Genomic DNA, 16,075 nt, shown 5'->3' on the forward strand with positions numbered 1-16,075 from the left:
CATGACTCCTTAGTCGTGGCGCGGATCGAGCGCATCGCGCAGCCCGTCGCCGAGTAAATTAAAGCCCTGCACGGCGAGGAAAATCGCCACGCCGGGGAAAACGGACATCCACGGCGCCTGCTCCAGAAACCCTTTCGCGGTGTTGAGCATGGAGCCCCATGACGGATTGGGCGGCTGCTGCCCCAGCCCTAAAAACGACAGGCTGGCTTCGGCGATAATCGCTGAGGCAATCGCCAGCGTGGCCTGCACCAGGATCGGCGACATCACGTTTGGCAGGACGTATTTGACGATGATCCAGCGATCCGGCAGACCAATCGCCCGCGCGCCGTCGATATACTCTTCGTTGCGAATAGCGATCACCTGACCGCGCGTCAGGCGGGCGAAGATCGGCATCGCCGAAAGACCGATGGCGATCATGGCGTTCGTCAGGCTCGGGCCCAAAAACGCTCCCAGCGCGATCGCCATGATCAGGAACGGACACGCCAGCAGCGCCTCGATAAACCGCGAGATCACGCCGTCCCACATCTTCTGGAAGTAGCCCGCCACCAGCCCCAGCGGCACGCCGATAACCACCGCGATAACGACCGACATACAGCCCGCCATCAGCGAGGTGCGCGCCCCCCAGATAATGCGGGATAGAATGTCGCGCCCCAGTTCGTCGGTGCCGAACCAGTACATCGCCGACGGCGCTTTGCGCACCGCCAGGAAGTTAGCTTTAACCGGATCGAACGGGGCGATCCACGGCGCCAGCAGCGCCACCAGCACAAAGAAACCCACCACCACCGCGCCGATCACCGCGCTTTTATTGCCGAGGAATTTCTTCAGCACCCGGTTTTGCGCCCGCGGCAGCGCGGGCACAACGGTTTGCGTCGTCAGTTCCGCCATGGTTAACCTCGCATTTTCGGGTTGATAAGGACGTAAAGCACGTCGGCCAGCAGGTTCAGCATCAGGAAGCCGATCGCCACGATCAGCACCACGCCCTGTACCACCGCGTAGTCACGGTTAAATACCGAGTCGACGATCATCTTGCCGAAGCCCGGAATGGTGAAGACCTGCTCGGTCAGCACCGCGCCGCCCAGCAGCTCGCCGAACAGCAGCGTAGTGAGGGTGATGACCGGCACCAGCGCGTTGCGAAACGCGTGCTTTAGGATCACCGCCTTCGGCAGCAGCCCTTTCGCCCGCGCGGTGCGGATGTAATCCGCTTTCAGCACGGCAATCATCGAGGCGCGGGTGTGGCGCATCAGCGTCGCCGCGAGGCCGGTTCCGAGCACGGACGCGGGCAGCAGCAGCGTTCGCAGGTTCTGAAGCGGATCTTCACTGAACGGCACGTAGCCGGATGCGGGCAGCCACTGCAGGTTCACCGAAAAGACCAGTATCAGCAGGATCCCCAGCCAGAAGTGCGGGATCGAGATCCCCGAGATCGCCACGAAGTTCGCCCCGTGATCGACCCAGCTGTTTTTGTTCACCGCCGCGAGGATCCCCATGCTGATGCCAAACACCAGCGCGATAATCATCGCCAGCAGGGACAACTCCAGCGTGACCGGCAGCTTGCTGGCGATCAGCTGCGTCACCGGTTCGTGCGTGCGTAAGGAGACGCCCAGATCGCCCTGCAGCGCCCGCGTCAGCCAGTGGAAATACTGCACGGGGATCGGCGCATCGAGGTTCAGCTCCGCGCGCAGCTGGGCGATGACCGCCGGGTCGCGCTCCTCCCCGGCCATGGCGATCAGCGGGTCGCCGGGCAGCAGCTTTTGCAGTCCGAACACCATCATGCTCACCAGCAGCAGGGTTGGTATAGCCAGCAGCAGACGTTTGCAAATCAGTTCCAGCATGGGTTCTCCTCAGGACCTTTATTTCGCCAGCGTCAAACCCGCCAGACGCACGATGCCGTCCGGGTACGGCTTAAAGCCCTGCACACTTTTGTTCAGACCGAAAATGCGCGGCTCGAAGTAGAGGTAGGCAATCGGCATGTCGGTTTGCAGCTGCTTCACCACCTTGTCGTACAGCGGCTGGCGTGCGGCCTGATCGGTGCTCTGGCGCGCCTGGGTCAGCCACTCATCGACCTGCGCGTTGCTGTAGCGGCCGTCGTTCAGCGTGCCTTTGCTGTGGATAAAGCCGTAGATGCTGCCGTCCGGATCCGGACGACCCGACCAGCCGGAGAAGCTCAGCTGATAGTCGCCGCTCTGCTGTCGATCCAGCAGCGTGGCGAATTCGGTCATCTGCAGGTTCAGGTTAAATCCGGCCTCGGCGACCATCGCCTGCAGCACCTGGCCCACCTGCTGTGAGGTTGGGTTGTTCGGCACCAGCAGGTTGACGGTGAGCGGCGCGGTGACGCCTGCCGCTTTCAGCAGCGCTTTAGCCTTGTCGACGTCACGCGGCGGGACTGGCAGGTTGACGTGATACGGGCTGACCGGGGAAAACGCCTGGTTTGCCGGGGTGTAAAGCCCTTCGAAGACCACCTGGTTCAACGCATCGCGGTCGATGGCCTGTGAAAACGCCTCGCGCACGCGGGCGTCCTTGAACGGATCGTTGGCAGGCACCTTGCCGTTGTTGATGTTGAAGGTGATGCCCTGATAGCCCAGGCCCGTCACCTTCGCCAGCGCCAGCTTGCTGTCGGCTTCGACGGTTTTAACGTCGCTTGCGGCGATGCCTTCGGTCAGGTCAAGATCGCCCGCGCGCAGGTTCGCAAGGCGCACGGAGGCATCCGGGATCGGCAGATAGATGATTTTGTCGAAGTGGTAAGCGCCTTTGTTCCAGTAGTTGTCGAAGCGGGTCAGCACGATGCGGTCCTGGGACACGCGGCTGTCGAATTTATACGGGCCGGAGCAGACCGGGTGGGCGGCAAAGTCAGGCTTTTTCGCCGCCTCGGGGGCCATCATCGCGCCCGCGCGGTCGGTGAGCTGCATCAGCAGCGCGGCATCGGGGGTCTTCAGGTGCAGCGCAATCTGCATCGGGCCGGTGACCTCGACCGATTCAACGGAAGAGATCTCGCTTTTACGCAGAGAGCCTTTTAAGGTCAGGGCGCGGTCGAGGTTGTATTTTGCCGCGGCGGCATCGAATTTCTCACCGTCGTGGAAGGTGACGCCTTCGCGCAGATTGAGCGTCAGGGTTTTACCGTCGTCACTCCACGCCCAGTCTTTAGCCAGGCCGGGGACGACCTTCAGATTTTCATCCACGTCCACCAGCCTGTCGCACAGGGAGGCAAAGACGAAGCGGCCATAGTAGGTGCGCGCCAGATGCGGGTCGAGCATGTCCGGGTCAGCGCCCAGGCCGATCCGCAGCACGCTTTCAGAATGGGCGGGCAGCGCCGCGCCAAGCAACATAACACTTCCCAGTACGGTCAAAAGAGAATTACGCATTGTCATTATCATGAGTTCCTTGAAGGAAGGGACGAGTGGGTGGCCGCGTGTTCAAACAGCGCGCGGCGGCGCAGAAAGGCGGCGGATGGCGGTGCGATCTGAATAATGCTGCGATCGCGGTTGATCTCCTGCCAGCGATGACAGGCAACCTGACGTCCACCGTCGAGCACCTGATTGATCGGCTCAACCTGGCGGCATTCATCGGTAACGTACGGGCAGCGGGTGTGGAAACGGCAGCCGGAAGGCGGGCTGGCCGGGTTGGGCAGATCCCCCTGCAGCAGCGGCGCGTCGCGTTCAACGCCCGGCTGCATCTGCGGTGCCGAGGCGATCAATGCCTGCGTATAGGGGTGCAGCGGCGCGTCAAAAATCTCGTCGACGGTGGCAAGCTCGACGATTTGCCCGAGATACATGACCGCCACGCGGTCGCTCATATGGCGGATCACCGCCAGGCCGTGGGCGACAATCACCATCGTCAGCCCCAGCTGGTGCTTCAGGCTTTCCAGCAGGTTGACCACCTGTGCCTGAACGGAGACGTCCAGCGCGGACACCGGCTCATCGCCCAGCAGCAGCTTCGGTCCCGAGGCCAGCGCGCGCGCAATGCCGATACGCTGGCGCTGCCCGCCGGAAAACTCGTGCGGATAGCGCCCGGCCCAGGCGGCAGGCAGGCCAACGGTTTTGAGCAGCTCGGCAACGCGGTACTGGCGATCCGCTTTTTTCATGTTCTGATGCAGCCACAGCGGCTCCCCGACGATCTGCTCCACCGTCATGCGCGGGTTGAGCGAGGCGAAGGGATCCTGGAAGATAATCTGCAGCTCGCGCCGGAGCTGGTTCAGGCGGGCACCGGAGGCGTTGGTGATCTCTTCCCCCTGGTAAAACACGCGCCCTTCGCTGGCGGCCAGCAGGCGCAGCAGCAGACGACCGAGGGTAGATTTCCCGGAGCCGGACTCGCCGACGATCGCCAGCGTTTCGCCCGGCATCACGGCAAGCGAAACGCGATCGACCGCGGTGACAAACCGTGCCGGGGTAAAGAGTTTTTTGGGGCCGGGGAAAAGCTTGCTGAGGTCACGGGCTTCAAGAATGGGCGTGGTCATGCGATTTCTCCCAGGGCAATGTGCTGTTCGAGCGGCACGCGGAAGCAGGCGACCTGATGGCCCGCGCCGAGCGCGGTGAGCTGCGGTTTTTCAGCATGGCAGCGCGACTGCGCAAACGGACAGCGGGTGGCAAAACGGCAGCCTTTCGGCATGGATTCCGGGAGCGGGACCGATCCGGGAATGGTGGAGAGCTGGCCCTTGCGTGCCCCAAGTGAAGGAATCGAGCCCATCAGGCCGATGGTGTACGGATGCTGCGGGTCGGCAAAGATGGCCTCCACGCTCCCCTGCTCCACCACCTGTCCGGCATACATCACCGCTACCTGCTGGGCGACTTCTGCTACGACGCCTAAATCGTGGGTGATCATCAGCACCGCCGTGCCGGTTTCCTCTTTTAAGGCGTTGAGCAAGGCGAGGATTTGCGCCTGGATGGTGACGTCGAGCGCAGTGGTGGGCTCGTCGGCAATCAGCAGTTTGGGATGGTTAATCAGCGCCATCGCAATCATCACCCGCTGGCGCATGCCGCCGGAAAGCTGGTGGGGATATGCTTTCAGGCGCATCTCTGCCGCCGGGATCTGTACCTTCTCGAGGATCTGCAGCGCGACCTTCATCGCCTCTGCGCGCGAGACGTTCTGGTGTCGCATAACCGCTTCGCTAAGCTGATCCCCCAGCGTAAACGCCGGATTGAGCGAGGTCATCGGCTCCTGGAAAATCATCGCCAGCTCGCTGCCGCGCAGGTCGGCATATTCCCGCGGCGAGAGCTTTCGCAGATCGTGGCGGCGAAACTGCATCTCGCCGCTGACAATCTGCGCGCTGGCGGGCAGTAACCCCATCAGCGCCAGTGAGGTGATACTTTTCCCGCAGCCGGACTCACCCACCAGCGCCAGCGTTTCGCCCGCCCTGACGGTCAGCGAGATACCATCAAGCACGCTAACCGGCGAGCCAGCAAACGTAACGTTGAGGTTTTGCACCCGCAATACGGGCGTGGCGTCCTTAAAGGGTATTGTCGTCATGGCGTGAAGTCGTCCTCAAGGTGGATCGCCAGAATCAGGGCGGTTTGCAGGCTGAGCAGGTGTTCGCGCATGGCGGCCGCGGCTTCATTAGGCTGGCGATGGATAATCGCAGACATGATCTTATGGTGGTGGTCGTTATAGCTGTCGACACGTTCGGGCGTGCGGGCTAATTCGCGCAGATGCTGCCAGCCTGGTTCGCGCCGAACGGCATCAATGGCATCAAACAGGCCGAGCATCAGACGGTTGCCCGCCGCCTCGGCAATTGCCCGGTGAAAGGCGCTGTCCCAGAGTTCGTTGAGATCGCGGTCATCCGGGCTGACCTTGTCGATGCGTTCCAGCATGCGCTGCATGAGCGCGAGGTTTTCCCTGGTGGCACGCAGTGCCGCAAGCCGGGCTAAGCCGGGTTCGAGCTGTAGACGAGCTTCCATCACTTCCAGAAGGTTGGTCTGCTGAACCAATCCCTGAAGGGCCAGCGGTTCAACAGGTGCCGCCGGGCCAATAAAGGTCCCTTTGCCCTGCTTACGCCAGATGCGCCCCTCTTCTTCCAGCACGTCCAGCGCACGACGCACTTCGCGTCGTCCTACGCCGAGAGTGTCCGACAGCTCACGTTCCGTGGGCAGCGGTATGCCTGGTGTTGACTCATGCTGGTTGATAAGCCCGCGCAGCTGCTCAAGCGCGGTGCTGGAATTTGCCAGAAACCGTGACGGTTTTTCCATATTGGTTCGCTCGCTTTCATCATTGCTTTATTTTTATTAACGATAAGTTATTGATATGGAATGAAGCTTATCGTGCTAATGATTAAGCAATAACCAAACCAATACTTAATTGGTTCGGCATATTTTTGGAAAGCAGGAGTTAACCAAATGATTCTGCGTGAATTATTTTTACAGAAAGAAACATTCTGAACGAGGTGCGAGGAGAGGATCGATGGAGAAATGCACAACCATAGTGCAAATAATGCACTACACCTGTGCAATTGTTAATAAATTGCACCATGCATATTAACTTTATGTTAACAATAAGTGAGAGGATGAGATTACAGAAGGCTGAAACGACGAAGGCCTGAATCATTTCTGATTCAGGCCTTCTGAATAGTGGCGGAACGGACGGGACTCGAACCCGCGACCCCCTGCGTGACAGGCAGGTATTCTAACCGACTGAACTACCGCTCCACTGTTCCCGTTTGGGGAACGAGGCGCATATTACGGTGCGCCTCCGATCTCGTCAACGCTTTTTCTCACGTTTTGAATCGTTTGCTGCAAAAATCGCCCAAACGATGATTTTACAGGCATTCAGGCGTTTTTTCAGGCGCGCCACATACAGCTGCCGCCCTTCTTCTGTACCAGATCAAGCCGGGATTCGTGGTTAAGAAGCTCTTCATCACTGGCTAAAACAACCCGCAAGCGACTGGCCTGACGAACAACACGCTGAATGCCGGCTTCGCCTTGCGTCTGCTGGGATTCATTTTCCATACTGAACTTCATTGACGTCTGCCCGCCGGTCATCGTCAGATAGACATCGGCCAGGATCTGGGCATCGAGCAACGCCCCGTGGAGCGTTCGCTTGGTATTGTCTATCTCGTAGCGCGAGCAGAGTGCATCCAGGCTGTTACGCTTGCCGGGGAACATCTTCCTTGCCAGCGCCAGGCTGTCCGTCACCTTACAGAAGGTGTTCGTCTTCGGAATATCACGATTAAGCTTGCTGAATTCATAATCCATAAAGCCGATATCGAACGATGCGTTATGGATGACAAGCTCGGCGCCCTTGATATATTCCAGGAACTCGTCAGCGACATCCGCAAAAGTCGGCTTATCCAGCAAGAACTCATCGGCAATACCGTGAACGCCGAACGCTTCAGGATCCACCAGCCGATCGGGTTTGAGGTAGACGTGGAAGTTGTTCCCCGTAAGACGACGGTTCACCACTTCAACGGCGCCGATCTCGATGATCTTATGCCCTTCGTAGTGCGCGCCGATCTGGTTCATACCGGTGGTTTCGGTATCGAGGACAATCTGGCGAGTAATTGCAGTGCTCATAGCGGTCATTTATGTCAGACTTATCGTTTAACTGAACGTTTCGAATACAGGAAGTCTACCAGAGATGCGTAAACAGGTAGAAATTTTCACCGATGGATCTTGTCTCGGTAACCCAGGGCCCGGCGGCTACGGCGCGATTATGCGCTATCGCCAGCACGAAAAAACCTTTAGCGAAGGCTATTTTCTGACCACCAACAACCGGATGGAGTTGATGGCGGCCATCGTGGCGCTGGAGGCGTTAAAAGAACATTGTGACGTGGTGTTAAGCACCGACAGTCAGTACGTGCGTCAGGGGATCACCCAGTGGATCCATAACTGGAAAAAACGCGGCTGGAAAACCGCCGATAAGAAGCCGGTCAAGAACGTCGATCTCTGGAAACGTCTTGATGCTGCGCTGGGGCAGCACCAGATTAAGTGGGAGTGGGTTAAAGGCCACGCTGGCCACCCGGAAAACGAACGCTGCGACGAACTGGCGCGTGCTGCGGCATCCAATCCCGCACATGAAGATGCGGGCTATCAGCCCGACGCCTAATCGGTTTTTTTGTACTGCCGCGTGGCGCCGACGGTCTGGCGAATGGGCGTTTTCGACTTGCTCTGCTTCATAGGGTTAAGCGTAAGGGGAATAGTTCGCTTACGCGCAACGATAAACTGCAAACAGCCCAATGCAGGGAGATGGGTGCTCAGTACCACGCCCCCCTGCCGCGCCCAGGGCAGCACCTGAAAACCTCCGTAGCAGAGCACCTCAAAGTTCAGCAGCGAAAGCCAGTCGAGCTGGCGCATCATGGTGAACATCCGGCTGTTGTAAGGTGGAGTCCGGCGCAGCACCGGTACTAGCTTACGCAGGCCCATCAGGCTTAGCGGATTGAATCCGCTAAGTACCAGCCAGCCGTCATCAATCAACACGCGATCGGCTTCGCGAAGCAGACGATGCGGATCGCTGCACCAGGGTAGCGTATGTGCGAGCAAACACGCATCGACGGATTTTTCCGCAAACGGCAGATGCAGCGGGTCTGCCTTCACCTGAACCGGCGATCCGCCGAGAGAGACGTTAACCTGATGCGAGATAGCGCAGCTTTCGGTATTGATTTCCGCGCTGAGATTGCCAATCTTAAGCAGGTGAAAGCCATACATTTTCGCGAGCCAGGGCTTCAGCTGCTGTTCTAACGCTTCGCGATAGTATTCACCCCAGGGCAATTCCGCCCAACGTTCCGGTGCTGCGACAGTCTGAGGTATCCTTGCCGGTTTCATCAAAACACCCGCCACGCTCTAAGAGGTAATGTATGAATCTTATCAGTATTCCAGCGTTTCAGGACAATTACATCTGGGTTTTGGTTGACGACGATCGCCGATGCGTCATTGTCGATCCCGGAGAATCCGCCCCTGTTCTGCACGCCATAAAAGAGAACGGCTGGAAGCCAGAAGCCGTTTTGTTGACGCATCATCATAACGATCACACTGGCGGCGTGCCTGAACTGAGCGCCCATTTTCCGCATCTTGTGGTTTACGGACCGGCAGAAGCACAAGATAAGGGAATCACGCATGTAGTCGAAGAAGGCGAAAATATCCTCATACGCGAGTGGGAGTTTTCCGTATTTGCTACACCGGGTCACACTTTGGGACATCTGTGTTTCTACAGTAAGCCTTATCTTTTTTGCGGCGATACGCTGTTCTCCGGAGGCTGCGGAAGACTATTTGAAGGTACGCCAGCTCAAATGTATCAGTCTTTACAAAAGATTAACGCGCTACCCGATGAGACGCTCATTTGTTGCGCCCATGAGTATACATTAGGAAATATGAAGTTTTCCGTGAGCCTCTTACCCGAGGATCGAGCGATTCAGGATTATTATCACAAAGTGAAGGAGTTACGTGCAAAAAACCAAAAAACACTCCCCGTAATTCTGAAAAACGAGCGCCAAATTAATTTATTTTTACGAACAGATGATATTGATTTAATTAATAAAATTAACCAAGAAACAAATTTGCAACAACCAGAACAACGATTTGCATGGTTAAGGTCAAAGAAAGATAACTTCAGATAATTGCGGGTTGCCTTTTCAAAATTTCGCCGTTATCATCGCTCGTCTTTTAAGCAACTATTGACACACACATGAAGGCAAAAGCGATATTACTCGCCTCTGTCCTGCTTGTAGGTTGCCAGTCGCAAAACGGCAGCAACGTACAACAGCACGCACAGAGCCTTTCTGCGGCTGGTCAAGGGGAAGCAGGGAAGTTTGCAAGTTCGGCGCGCTGGATGGACGATGGAACATCTTACGCGCAGGATCAAGACTTGTGGACCTCTATTGGCGACGAGCTAAAGATGGGAATTCCGGAAAATCCCCGGATTCGCGAACAGAAACAGAAGTATTTAAGTAATAAGAGCTATCTCCACGATGTAACGTTACGGGCAGAGCCGTATATGTACTGGATAGCCGGGCAAGTTAAGAAACGTAACATGCCTATGGAGCTGGTACTCCTACCCATAGTGGAGAGCGCTTTTGACCCACACGCGACGTCTGGCGCCAATGCCGCAGGCATTTGGCAGATCATTCCGAGCACCGGGCGAAACTATGGTCTGAAACAGACCCGCAACTATGATGCGCGTCGCGATGTTGTCGCTTCAACGACAGCCGCTCTCGACATGATGCAACGTCTGAACAAGATGTTTGATGGCGACTGGCTGTTAACGGTCGCAGCGTATAATAGTGGCGAAGGTCGTGTACTGAAGGCAATGAAAGCGAATAAAGCACGGGGTAAATCCACCGATTTTTGGTCGCTCTCACTGCCACAGGAAACAAAGATTTACGTACCGAAAATGCTGGCATTGAGCGATATTCTCAAGAACAGCAAGCGTTACGGTGTACAACTGCCAACACCAGACGAAAGTCGTGCACTGGCGCGTGTTCGCCTCAGCAATCCGGTTGATATTCAACAAGTTGCTGATATGACGGGTATGTCGGTAAGTAAATTGAAAACCTTTAATGCAGGCGTTAAAGGCTCGACGCTGGGGGCAAGCGGCCCGCAGTATGTGATGGTTCCGCAGAAACATGCGGCGCAGTTACGTGAGTCTTTAGCATCGGGTGAAATTGCCGCCGTTCAGTCAACGCTGATCGCCGATGCTTCATCCGTTAGCAGCCGCAGCTATAAGGTGCGTTCAGGGGATACCCTTTCAGGCATTGCCTCACGTCTTGGCGTGACGGCGAAAGATCTGCAGCAGTGGAATAATCTGCGCAGCTCTGGGCTGAAGGTGGGTCAGACACTGACGGTGGGTGCAGGTAGCAGCGCACAGCGTCTCGCCAGCAACAGCGATAGCATTACCTATCGCGTGCGCAAGGGCGATTCACTGTCCAGTATCGCAAAACGACACGGCGTAAACATCAAGGATGTGATGCGCTGGAACAATGATACTGACAATCTGAAACCAGGCGACCAGTTGACGCTGTTTGTGAAGAACAGCGCGACGCCAGACTCCTGATAACACGATCGAAAGATAAAAAGGCACCGATTCCCCTCGGTGCCTTTTTTGTTTATCCCGCTTTTTGCGCTTCGGCCATGATGGTATCGCTGGTAAACGATCCATCTTCCTGCAGTTCAAAGTACGCTTTTACCTCCGCGGACGCACTCTCCTGATAGAGCCTGATCGCCTGGCTTAATGCTTCCGGGGTGCGCATACGCGCGATCCAGGAGCTGAACTCCAGCGGTAAGCGGTCTGTAATCAACGCGCGCGCGATCAGCCCCGCTTCAGTGATAAGCGACAACCACTCTCCGCTGGCGTAGTTTTGCACATGCGAGGTATCGCGCAGCGCTTCTACCGTCTGCAGCCAGATATTGCGCACCGGGTGTCCGGGAGACATCACATCCATAATGATGAAGGTGCCGCCCGGCTTCAGAACACGTTTGACCTCGCGCAATGCCTGGCCGACATCGTGCCAGTGGTGCGCGGAGTAACGGCTGATAACCACCTCAAACGACTCATCATCGAACGGTAAGGATTCGGCATAGCCCTGTTGCGTATCGATGTTGTCCAGTCCCTTCGCTTTCGCCGCACCGGCAACAACGTCCAGCATCTGGCTGGATAAGTCATACGCGGTAACGTGAGCGACCTGCTGCGCAGCCGTAAAGCTGGCATGCCCTGCCCCGCAGCCTAAATCCAGCACGTGCGCCTGCGGGAACGCCGCCAGACGTTCACCGAGACGCACCAGATCGCGGCCAGAAGCATGCACGGCGCTGCTCAGATAGGCACTTGCCTGAGAACCAAACTGTTTTTCTACATTGTCATGATGGGAGCGTGTTGTTGTCATCGTACTGTCCTTTGTGAGTGAAAAATAAAGGGCAGCACCCGCGCAGGCCTGCCCCACGGCAGACCTGACACACCATTATTTATCAGGTTTGCCGGGACTGAATTCGACTAGTAGAGGGTTATGATCCGAGGCGCGCGTCACCAGAACCGAGGCATCGTGCACGCTCAAACCACGATAGAAGACAAAATCGAGAGGGCGACCAAAGGCTTTTTTGCGCTGGTCATCGCTAAAACGAACTTCACGCAGCGACATTTCGCGCGCAAAGCGATACAGCGCATTCATGCGCGGACGGCTCCAGGCATTGAAATCGCCGGCCATAATGATGGGCCCGCTGTGATGGGCAATCTGATCGCCGATCGGAAGTAGCTGCTTACTGTAGACATCCACGCCCAGACTGAAATTTACCGCATGGATATTTACGACCATCAGCATTCGGGTATCCGGCAGCGGATAGACCGTCACCAGCGCCGATTTTGCCAGACGCAGGATAGGTTCACGTTCGCGCAGTGGACAGCAATAAACCGGATGTGCTGCTGAAAGCGTCATCACACCTGAGGGGTGTTGCGGCAGGACAAACGCAGGCACCTGGTCGGCGGCAAGATAGTTCGTGGTGGCAAAGCGTACCAGTTCAGGGGTGGTTTGTGCCTCCTGAAGCAGAACCAGATGGGCATCTTTTCCAAAGTTCTTGAGTACCGATAACCATTCGGCACGCTGCTGCTTAAAGATATTCCACACCAGTACACGGATTTTTTCATCGCTGCTTAACGGCGTGCCGGCGGGTAATGCCTGGCTTATGCTCGCAAATGACCCCGGAGGCAAGATCCTCTCCGCGGGCATTCCGGCAACATAACGCATGGCATAGGTATTTTTTCGCACTTTTGGAAACAGCCTCTGTAACATTAGAACCAGCCCGGAAAACGGACTGGTTCTAATGTTATAGGGACTTTAGGTCATACTTTCAACGCAATTTCTGAGAAACCGCTTTCCAGTTTTGTAAGCAAGCACTTACTGATGTTAACCCAGCGCGACGCGAGCAGGTTTATCAAGGCGCCCACTCAGGCCAATCAGCAGGAAGGCCACCAGGACAATCACCGCGCCAATCCACGGAGTCTGGGTTAACCCAACATGCGCTACGGTTTGTCCGCCAATGATGGAGCCCAGCGCAATGCCAATATTAAATGCGGCAATGTTTAGACCCGATGCCACATCCACCGCATTTGGCGTATAGAGCTCGGCTTTCTGGACCACGTAAACCTGAAGCCCGGGGACATTACCAAAGGCAAAGATCCCCATGACCAGCACGGTGACCAGCGCGGCGTAGTGTAGCGAAGCCGTGAACTGGAAAATCATCAGCAGAACAACCAGGGCGGCGAAGATGAATTTCAGTGCCGGTACCGCACCATGCTTATCCGCAAGCTTGCCGCCCCAGATATTGCCAATGGCAACGGAAATACCGTATCCCAGCAAAATCCAGCTCACGGCATTGGGTGAGAAGCCCGCCAGGTCCTGCATCATCGGCGCCAGGAAGGTAAAGGCGGTGAATACGCCACCATAGCCCAGCGCAGTTACCGCGTAGATAATCAGCAAACGCGGATGCGTGAGCACCTTCAGCTGATCGCGCAGGCTGGCGCTTGCCCGGCCTGGAATATTCGACGGTACCAGCAGCAGGCTGGCCACCAGGGCGATGACGCCCAGCAAGGAGACGGCCAGAAACGTTTCACGCCAGCCGAAGTGTTGTCCGATAAACGTTCCCAGAGGTACGCCCGTAACGAGTGCGACGGTCAACCCACCAAACATGATCGCAATAGCTGAAGCCGCTTTCTCTTTGGGCACCAGGCTTGTTGCTATGGTGGAACCAATCGAGAAGAAAACGCCGTGTGCAAGGCCGGTCAACAGACGGGCAATCACCAGCGTGGTGTAGTCCGGCGCCTGCCAGGCCAGAACGTTGCCGGCGGTGAACAGCACCATCAGCGCGACTAGCAGCTGCTTACGCGGAAAACGTCCGGTCAGGGCCGTCAGCACTGGCGCACCGACGGCGACGCCCAGGGCGTAGATTGATACCAGCAACCCCGCAGAGGGCAACGAGATCGCAAGCTGGTTAGCAATAGTGGGAACCAGGCCCACGATAACAAATTCGGTCGTGCCAATTGCAAAGGCACTGATCGTCAGGGCAAGTAGCGCCAGTGGCATAAAATACTCCGTATCATCAGGATTAAGATGACAGGCAGTATGCGCCAGTGCTTAAATAACAAAAATGGTCAAAATCTCAATAGAATTTTGCAGGTGGTGCAAAAATGAAAGCAACTTCGGAAGAGCTGACAATCTTTGTCGCCGTCGTTGAAAGCGGCAGCTTTAGCCGCGCGGCCGAACAGCTGGGACAGGCTAATTCGGCCATCAGCCGTTCGGTAAAAAAACTGGAGATGAAGCTTGGAGTGAGTCTGCTCAACCGAACGACGCGGCAGCTGAGCCTGACGGAAGAAGGAGAGCGTTACTTCCGCCGCGTGCAGTCGGTGTTGCAGGAGATGGCTGCAGCGGAGACGGAGATTATGGAGACCCGCAGCACGCCGCGTGGATTGCTGCGCATTGATGCGGCCACGCCGGTGGTGCTTCACTTTCTGATGCCGCTGATCAAACCTTTCCGCGAACGCTATCCGGAGATGACGCTTTCTCTGGTCTCCTCAGAGACGTTTATCAACCTCATCGAGCGTAAAGTAGATGTGGCGATCCGGGCGGGAACACTGACAGATTCAAGCTTGCGCGCCCGCCCTTTGTTTGCCAGCTACCGCAAAATTATCGCATCACCAGAGTATATTGCCGAACATGGTAAACCGGAGACGGTTGAAGAACTGAAGCAGCACCTGTGCCTGGGCTTTACGGAGCCGGTGTCGCTGAACACCTGGCCTGTTGCCTGCCATGATGGTCAACTTTATGAAATTACCTGCGGATTATCGTCTAACAGCGGAGAGACGCTCAAACAGCTGTGCCTGGAAGGGAACGGGATCGCCTGTTTATCAGACTATATGATTGATAAGGAGATAGCGCGGGGTGAACTGGTGGAGCTGATGGCCGACAAACGTCTGCCGGTCGAAATGCCCTTTAGCGCAGTGTATTACAGTGACAGAGCGGTAAGCACGCGCATTCGCGCCTTTATTGACTTCCTGAGTGAACATATAAAAACAGCTCCAGGAGGAGCTGTGTGAGGGTTCAGGTTACAGAGGGTGGGTCGAACTTAATCCCAGTCAGGAGCTAAACCTTCCGGGCTTACCAGGCGATCGTTGCACTCCAGTGCTGCGATCGCTTTTTTATCGTCAGCATCCAGATGAAGATTCGCTGCTAACAGGTTGCTGGCCAGGTTTTCACGCTTAGTTGATGATGGGATCACTGTATAACCTTCACCCATTGCCCATGCCAGAATCACCTGCGCAGCAGTGGCGTTATGTTTCTCTGCGATACGTCTAATCACTTCATCTTTCAGCGCTTTACCGTAGGCCAGCGTCATGTATGAAGTGATGTGGATCCCGTGCTGTTTTGCCCAGTCCACGACTTTGCGGTTTTGCAGGTATGGAGACAGCTCAATCTGGTTGGTCGCAATATTTTCTGCGCCAACAGCGGCAATGGCTTTTTCCATCAGCGGAATGGTGAAGTTGGAGATCCCAATTTCGCGGGTTAAGCCCTGTTTTTTCGCTTCCAGCAGCGCCTGCATGAATTCTTCTACTGAGACGGCATCATTCGGTGATGGCCAGTGGATCAGCGTCAGATCTACGTAGTCAGTACGCAGTTTTTTCAGGCTCTCTTTCAGGCTAGGGATCAGCTTATCTTTGCTGAGATTCTCAATCCAGATTTTCGTGGTGATATACAGTTCATTACGCGGCACACCACTCTCTTCGAGAGCTTGTCCAACGGCAGCTTCATTTTCATAGATCTGTGCCGTATCAACTGCACGATAACCCAGTTCGAGTGCGGTTTTAACCGATGCGATAACAACGTCGTCTTTCAGGCGGAAAGTGCCAAGACCAAATGCAGGGAGAGTCATACTATTCCTCAATCATTATGTTCGTAAACTGAGGAAGATTATCGCTGGCGTTGTTATAGAGAAAAAGAGCGAAAAACGCAGAGGATTTTTGCTAATTTCGCAATAATTAAACGACAGATAAGAAAAAAGCCCTGAGCGTGAGCTCAGGGCTTTTAATAAGTGGCGGAACGGACGGGACTCGAACCCGCGACCCCCTGCGTGACAGGCAGGTATTCTAACCGACTGAACTACCGCTCCACCGAAGACTGCTG

16 protein-coding genes and 2 tRNA genes are annotated in these 16,075 nt (G+C 56.1%); 4 read left to right on the top strand and 14 right to left on the bottom strand.

Annotated elements, in window-relative coordinates; translation table 11 throughout:
* Window positions 1–9: 9 nt before the first annotated feature.
* The 8 genes from ACMWLG_RS22340 to dnaQ form a co-directional block, all read right to left on the bottom strand.
* Window positions 10–885, bottom strand: coding sequence for an ABC transporter permease (locus ACMWLG_RS22340; protein WP_045400526.1), 876 nt, complete (start codon window positions 883–885; stop codon window positions 10–12).
* 2 nt (window positions 886–887) lie between these two features.
* The gene (locus ACMWLG_RS22345; protein ID WP_023310491.1) at window positions 888–1,829 is read right to left on the bottom strand and encodes an ABC transporter permease; all 942 of its coding nucleotides are present in this window, start codon (window positions 1,827–1,829) and stop codon (window positions 888–890) included.
* A gap of 18 nt (window positions 1,830–1,847) precedes the next feature.
* Window positions 1,848–3,362 carry an ABC transporter substrate-binding protein gene (locus tag ACMWLG_RS22350; RefSeq protein ID WP_072254631.1) on the bottom strand — a complete coding sequence of 505 codons (1,515 nt, stop codon included), beginning with the start codon at window positions 3,360–3,362 and terminating at the stop codon, window positions 1,848–1,850.
* A 2-nt stretch (window positions 3,363–3,364) separates the two neighbouring features.
* Window positions 3,365–4,447 carry an ABC transporter ATP-binding protein gene (locus ACMWLG_RS22355; protein ID WP_045400524.1) on the bottom strand — a complete coding sequence of 361 codons (1,083 nt, stop codon included), beginning with the start codon at window positions 4,445–4,447 and terminating at the stop codon, window positions 3,365–3,367.
* Window positions 4,444–5,457, bottom strand: a complete 1,014-nt coding sequence (locus tag ACMWLG_RS22360; RefSeq protein WP_045400521.1) for an ABC transporter ATP-binding protein — start codon at window positions 5,455–5,457, stop codon at window positions 4,444–4,446. The genes ACMWLG_RS22355 and ACMWLG_RS22360 overlap by 4 nt, the downstream gene beginning before the upstream one ends.
* Window positions 5,454–6,173, bottom strand: coding sequence for a FadR/GntR family transcriptional regulator (locus ACMWLG_RS22365; protein WP_023310487.1), 720 nt, complete (start codon window positions 6,171–6,173; stop codon window positions 5,454–5,456). Before ACMWLG_RS22365 ends, ACMWLG_RS22360 begins: the two co-directional genes overlap by 4 nt.
* A gap of 379 nt (window positions 6,174–6,552) precedes the next feature.
* Window positions 6,553–6,629, bottom strand: a tRNA-Asp gene (locus tag ACMWLG_RS22370).
* Window positions 6,630–6,761: 132 nt separating this feature from the next.
* Window positions 6,762–7,493 (bottom strand): DNA polymerase III subunit epsilon, encoded by a 732-nt coding sequence (gene dnaQ, locus ACMWLG_RS22375; protein WP_029739690.1) that lies wholly within the window; start codon window positions 7,491–7,493, stop codon window positions 6,762–6,764.
* A 64-nt stretch (window positions 7,494–7,557) separates the two neighbouring features.
* Between dnaQ and rnhA the strand changes: the two genes are divergently transcribed.
* Complete coding sequence (gene rnhA, locus ACMWLG_RS22380) at window positions 7,558–8,025, top strand: ribonuclease HI (protein ID WP_023310485.1); 468 nt, start codon at window positions 7,558–7,560, stop codon at window positions 8,023–8,025.
* Here the strand turns inward: rnhA and ACMWLG_RS22385 are convergent.
* A complete protein-coding gene (locus tag ACMWLG_RS22385) occupies window positions 8,022–8,741 on the bottom strand; it encodes a class I SAM-dependent methyltransferase (RefSeq protein ID WP_023310484.1) in 720 nt (239 codons plus the stop codon). The genes rnhA and ACMWLG_RS22385 overlap by 4 nt on opposite strands.
* Window positions 8,742–8,773: 32 nt before the next feature.
* Between ACMWLG_RS22385 and gloB the strand changes: the two genes are divergently transcribed.
* Both gloB and mltD read left to right on the top strand, forming a co-directional pair.
* Window positions 8,774–9,532 (top strand): hydroxyacylglutathione hydrolase, encoded by a 759-nt coding sequence (gloB, locus tag ACMWLG_RS22390; protein ID WP_045400519.1) that lies wholly within the window; start codon window positions 8,774–8,776, stop codon window positions 9,530–9,532.
* 68 nt (window positions 9,533–9,600) lie between these two features.
* Window positions 9,601–10,965, top strand: a complete 1,365-nt coding sequence (gene mltD, locus ACMWLG_RS22395; RefSeq protein WP_045400516.1) for a murein transglycosylase D — start codon at window positions 9,601–9,603, stop codon at window positions 10,963–10,965.
* Between the two features lie 52 nt (window positions 10,966–11,017).
* Here the strand turns inward: mltD and ACMWLG_RS22400 are convergent, their stop codons facing one another.
* The 3 genes from ACMWLG_RS22400 to ACMWLG_RS22410 form a co-directional block, all read right to left on the bottom strand.
* A complete protein-coding gene (locus ACMWLG_RS22400) occupies window positions 11,018–11,791 on the bottom strand; it encodes a class I SAM-dependent methyltransferase (protein ID WP_045400514.1) in 774 nt (257 codons plus the stop codon).
* 75 nt (window positions 11,792–11,866) lie between these two features.
* Window positions 11,867–12,667 carry an endonuclease/exonuclease/phosphatase family protein gene (locus ACMWLG_RS22405; protein ID WP_024909448.1) on the bottom strand — a complete coding sequence of 267 codons (801 nt, stop codon included), beginning with the start codon at window positions 12,665–12,667 and terminating at the stop codon, window positions 11,867–11,869.
* Between the two features lie 138 nt (window positions 12,668–12,805).
* Window positions 12,806–13,981: an MFS transporter gene (locus tag ACMWLG_RS22410; protein WP_045400511.1), complete on the bottom strand. Its 1,176-nt coding sequence runs from the start codon at window positions 13,979–13,981 to the stop codon at window positions 12,806–12,808.
* Between the two features lie 104 nt (window positions 13,982–14,085).
* Between ACMWLG_RS22410 and yafC the strand changes: the two genes are divergently transcribed.
* On the top strand, window positions 14,086–14,991 hold the full coding sequence (yafC, locus tag ACMWLG_RS22415) for a DNA-binding transcriptional regulator YafC (protein WP_029739684.1): 906 nt from the start codon (window positions 14,086–14,088) through the stop codon (window positions 14,989–14,991).
* A 29-nt stretch (window positions 14,992–15,020) separates the two neighbouring features.
* Here the strand turns inward: yafC and dkgB are convergent, their stop codons facing one another.
* Window positions 15,021–15,824, bottom strand: a complete 804-nt coding sequence (dkgB, locus tag ACMWLG_RS22420) for a 2,5-didehydrogluconate reductase DkgB (RefSeq protein WP_045400507.1) — start codon at window positions 15,822–15,824, stop codon at window positions 15,021–15,023.
* A 160-nt stretch (window positions 15,825–15,984) separates the two neighbouring features.
* Window positions 15,985–16,061 (bottom strand) — tRNA-Asp (locus ACMWLG_RS22425).
* Window positions 16,062–16,075: the final 14 nt, after the last annotated feature.

The organism is Enterobacter sp. 01-M-02-SI-ECC (assembly GCF_047530595.1).
In the GTDB taxonomy this organism is placed as follows: Bacteria; Pseudomonadota; Gammaproteobacteria; order Enterobacterales; family Enterobacteriaceae; genus Enterobacter; species Enterobacter cloacae_M.

Excerpts from the sequence above, each read along its gene's own strand:
- ACMWLG_RS22340 (WP_045400526.1), bottom strand. The coding sequence starts at position 885 with ATGGCGGAACTGACGACGCAAACCGTTGTGCCCGCGCTGCCGCGGGCG.
- ACMWLG_RS22345 (WP_023310491.1), bottom strand. The coding sequence starts at position 1,829 with ATGCTGGAACTGATTTGCAAACGTCTGCTGCTGGCTATACCAACCCTG.
- ACMWLG_RS22350 (WP_072254631.1), bottom strand. The coding sequence starts at position 3,362 with ATGACAATGCGTAATTCTCTTTTGACCGTACTGGGAAGTGTTATGTTG.
- ACMWLG_RS22355 (WP_045400524.1), bottom strand. The coding sequence starts at position 4,447 with ATGACCACGCCCATTCTTGAAGCCCGTGACCTCAGCAAGCTTTTCCCC.
- ACMWLG_RS22360 (WP_045400521.1), bottom strand. The coding sequence starts at position 5,457 with ATGACGACAATACCCTTTAAGGACGCCACGCCCGTATTGCGGGTGCAA.
- ACMWLG_RS22365 (WP_023310487.1), bottom strand. The coding sequence starts at position 6,173 with ATGGAAAAACCGTCACGGTTTCTGGCAAATTCCAGCACCGCGCTTGAG.
- dnaQ (WP_029739690.1), bottom strand. The coding sequence starts at position 7,493 with ATGAGCACTGCAATTACTCGCCAGATTGTCCTCGATACCGAAACCACC.
- rnhA (WP_023310485.1), top strand. The coding sequence starts at position 7,558 with ATGCGTAAACAGGTAGAAATTTTCACCGATGGATCTTGTCTCGGTAAC.
- ACMWLG_RS22385 (WP_023310484.1), bottom strand. The coding sequence starts at position 8,741 with ATGAAACCGGCAAGGATACCTCAGACTGTCGCAGCACCGGAACGTTGG.
- gloB (WP_045400519.1), top strand. The coding sequence starts at position 8,774 with ATGAATCTTATCAGTATTCCAGCGTTTCAGGACAATTACATCTGGGTT.
- mltD (WP_045400516.1), top strand. The coding sequence starts at position 9,601 with ATGAAGGCAAAAGCGATATTACTCGCCTCTGTCCTGCTTGTAGGTTGC.
- ACMWLG_RS22400 (WP_045400514.1), bottom strand. The coding sequence starts at position 11,791 with ATGACAACAACACGCTCCCATCATGACAATGTAGAAAAACAGTTTGGT.
- ACMWLG_RS22410 (WP_045400511.1), bottom strand. The coding sequence starts at position 13,981 with ATGCCACTGGCGCTACTTGCCCTGACGATCAGTGCCTTTGCAATTGGC.
- yafC (WP_029739684.1), top strand. The coding sequence starts at position 14,086 with ATGAAAGCAACTTCGGAAGAGCTGACAATCTTTGTCGCCGTCGTTGAA.
- dkgB (WP_045400507.1), bottom strand. The coding sequence starts at position 15,824 with ATGACTCTCCCTGCATTTGGTCTTGGCACTTTCCGCCTGAAAGACGAC.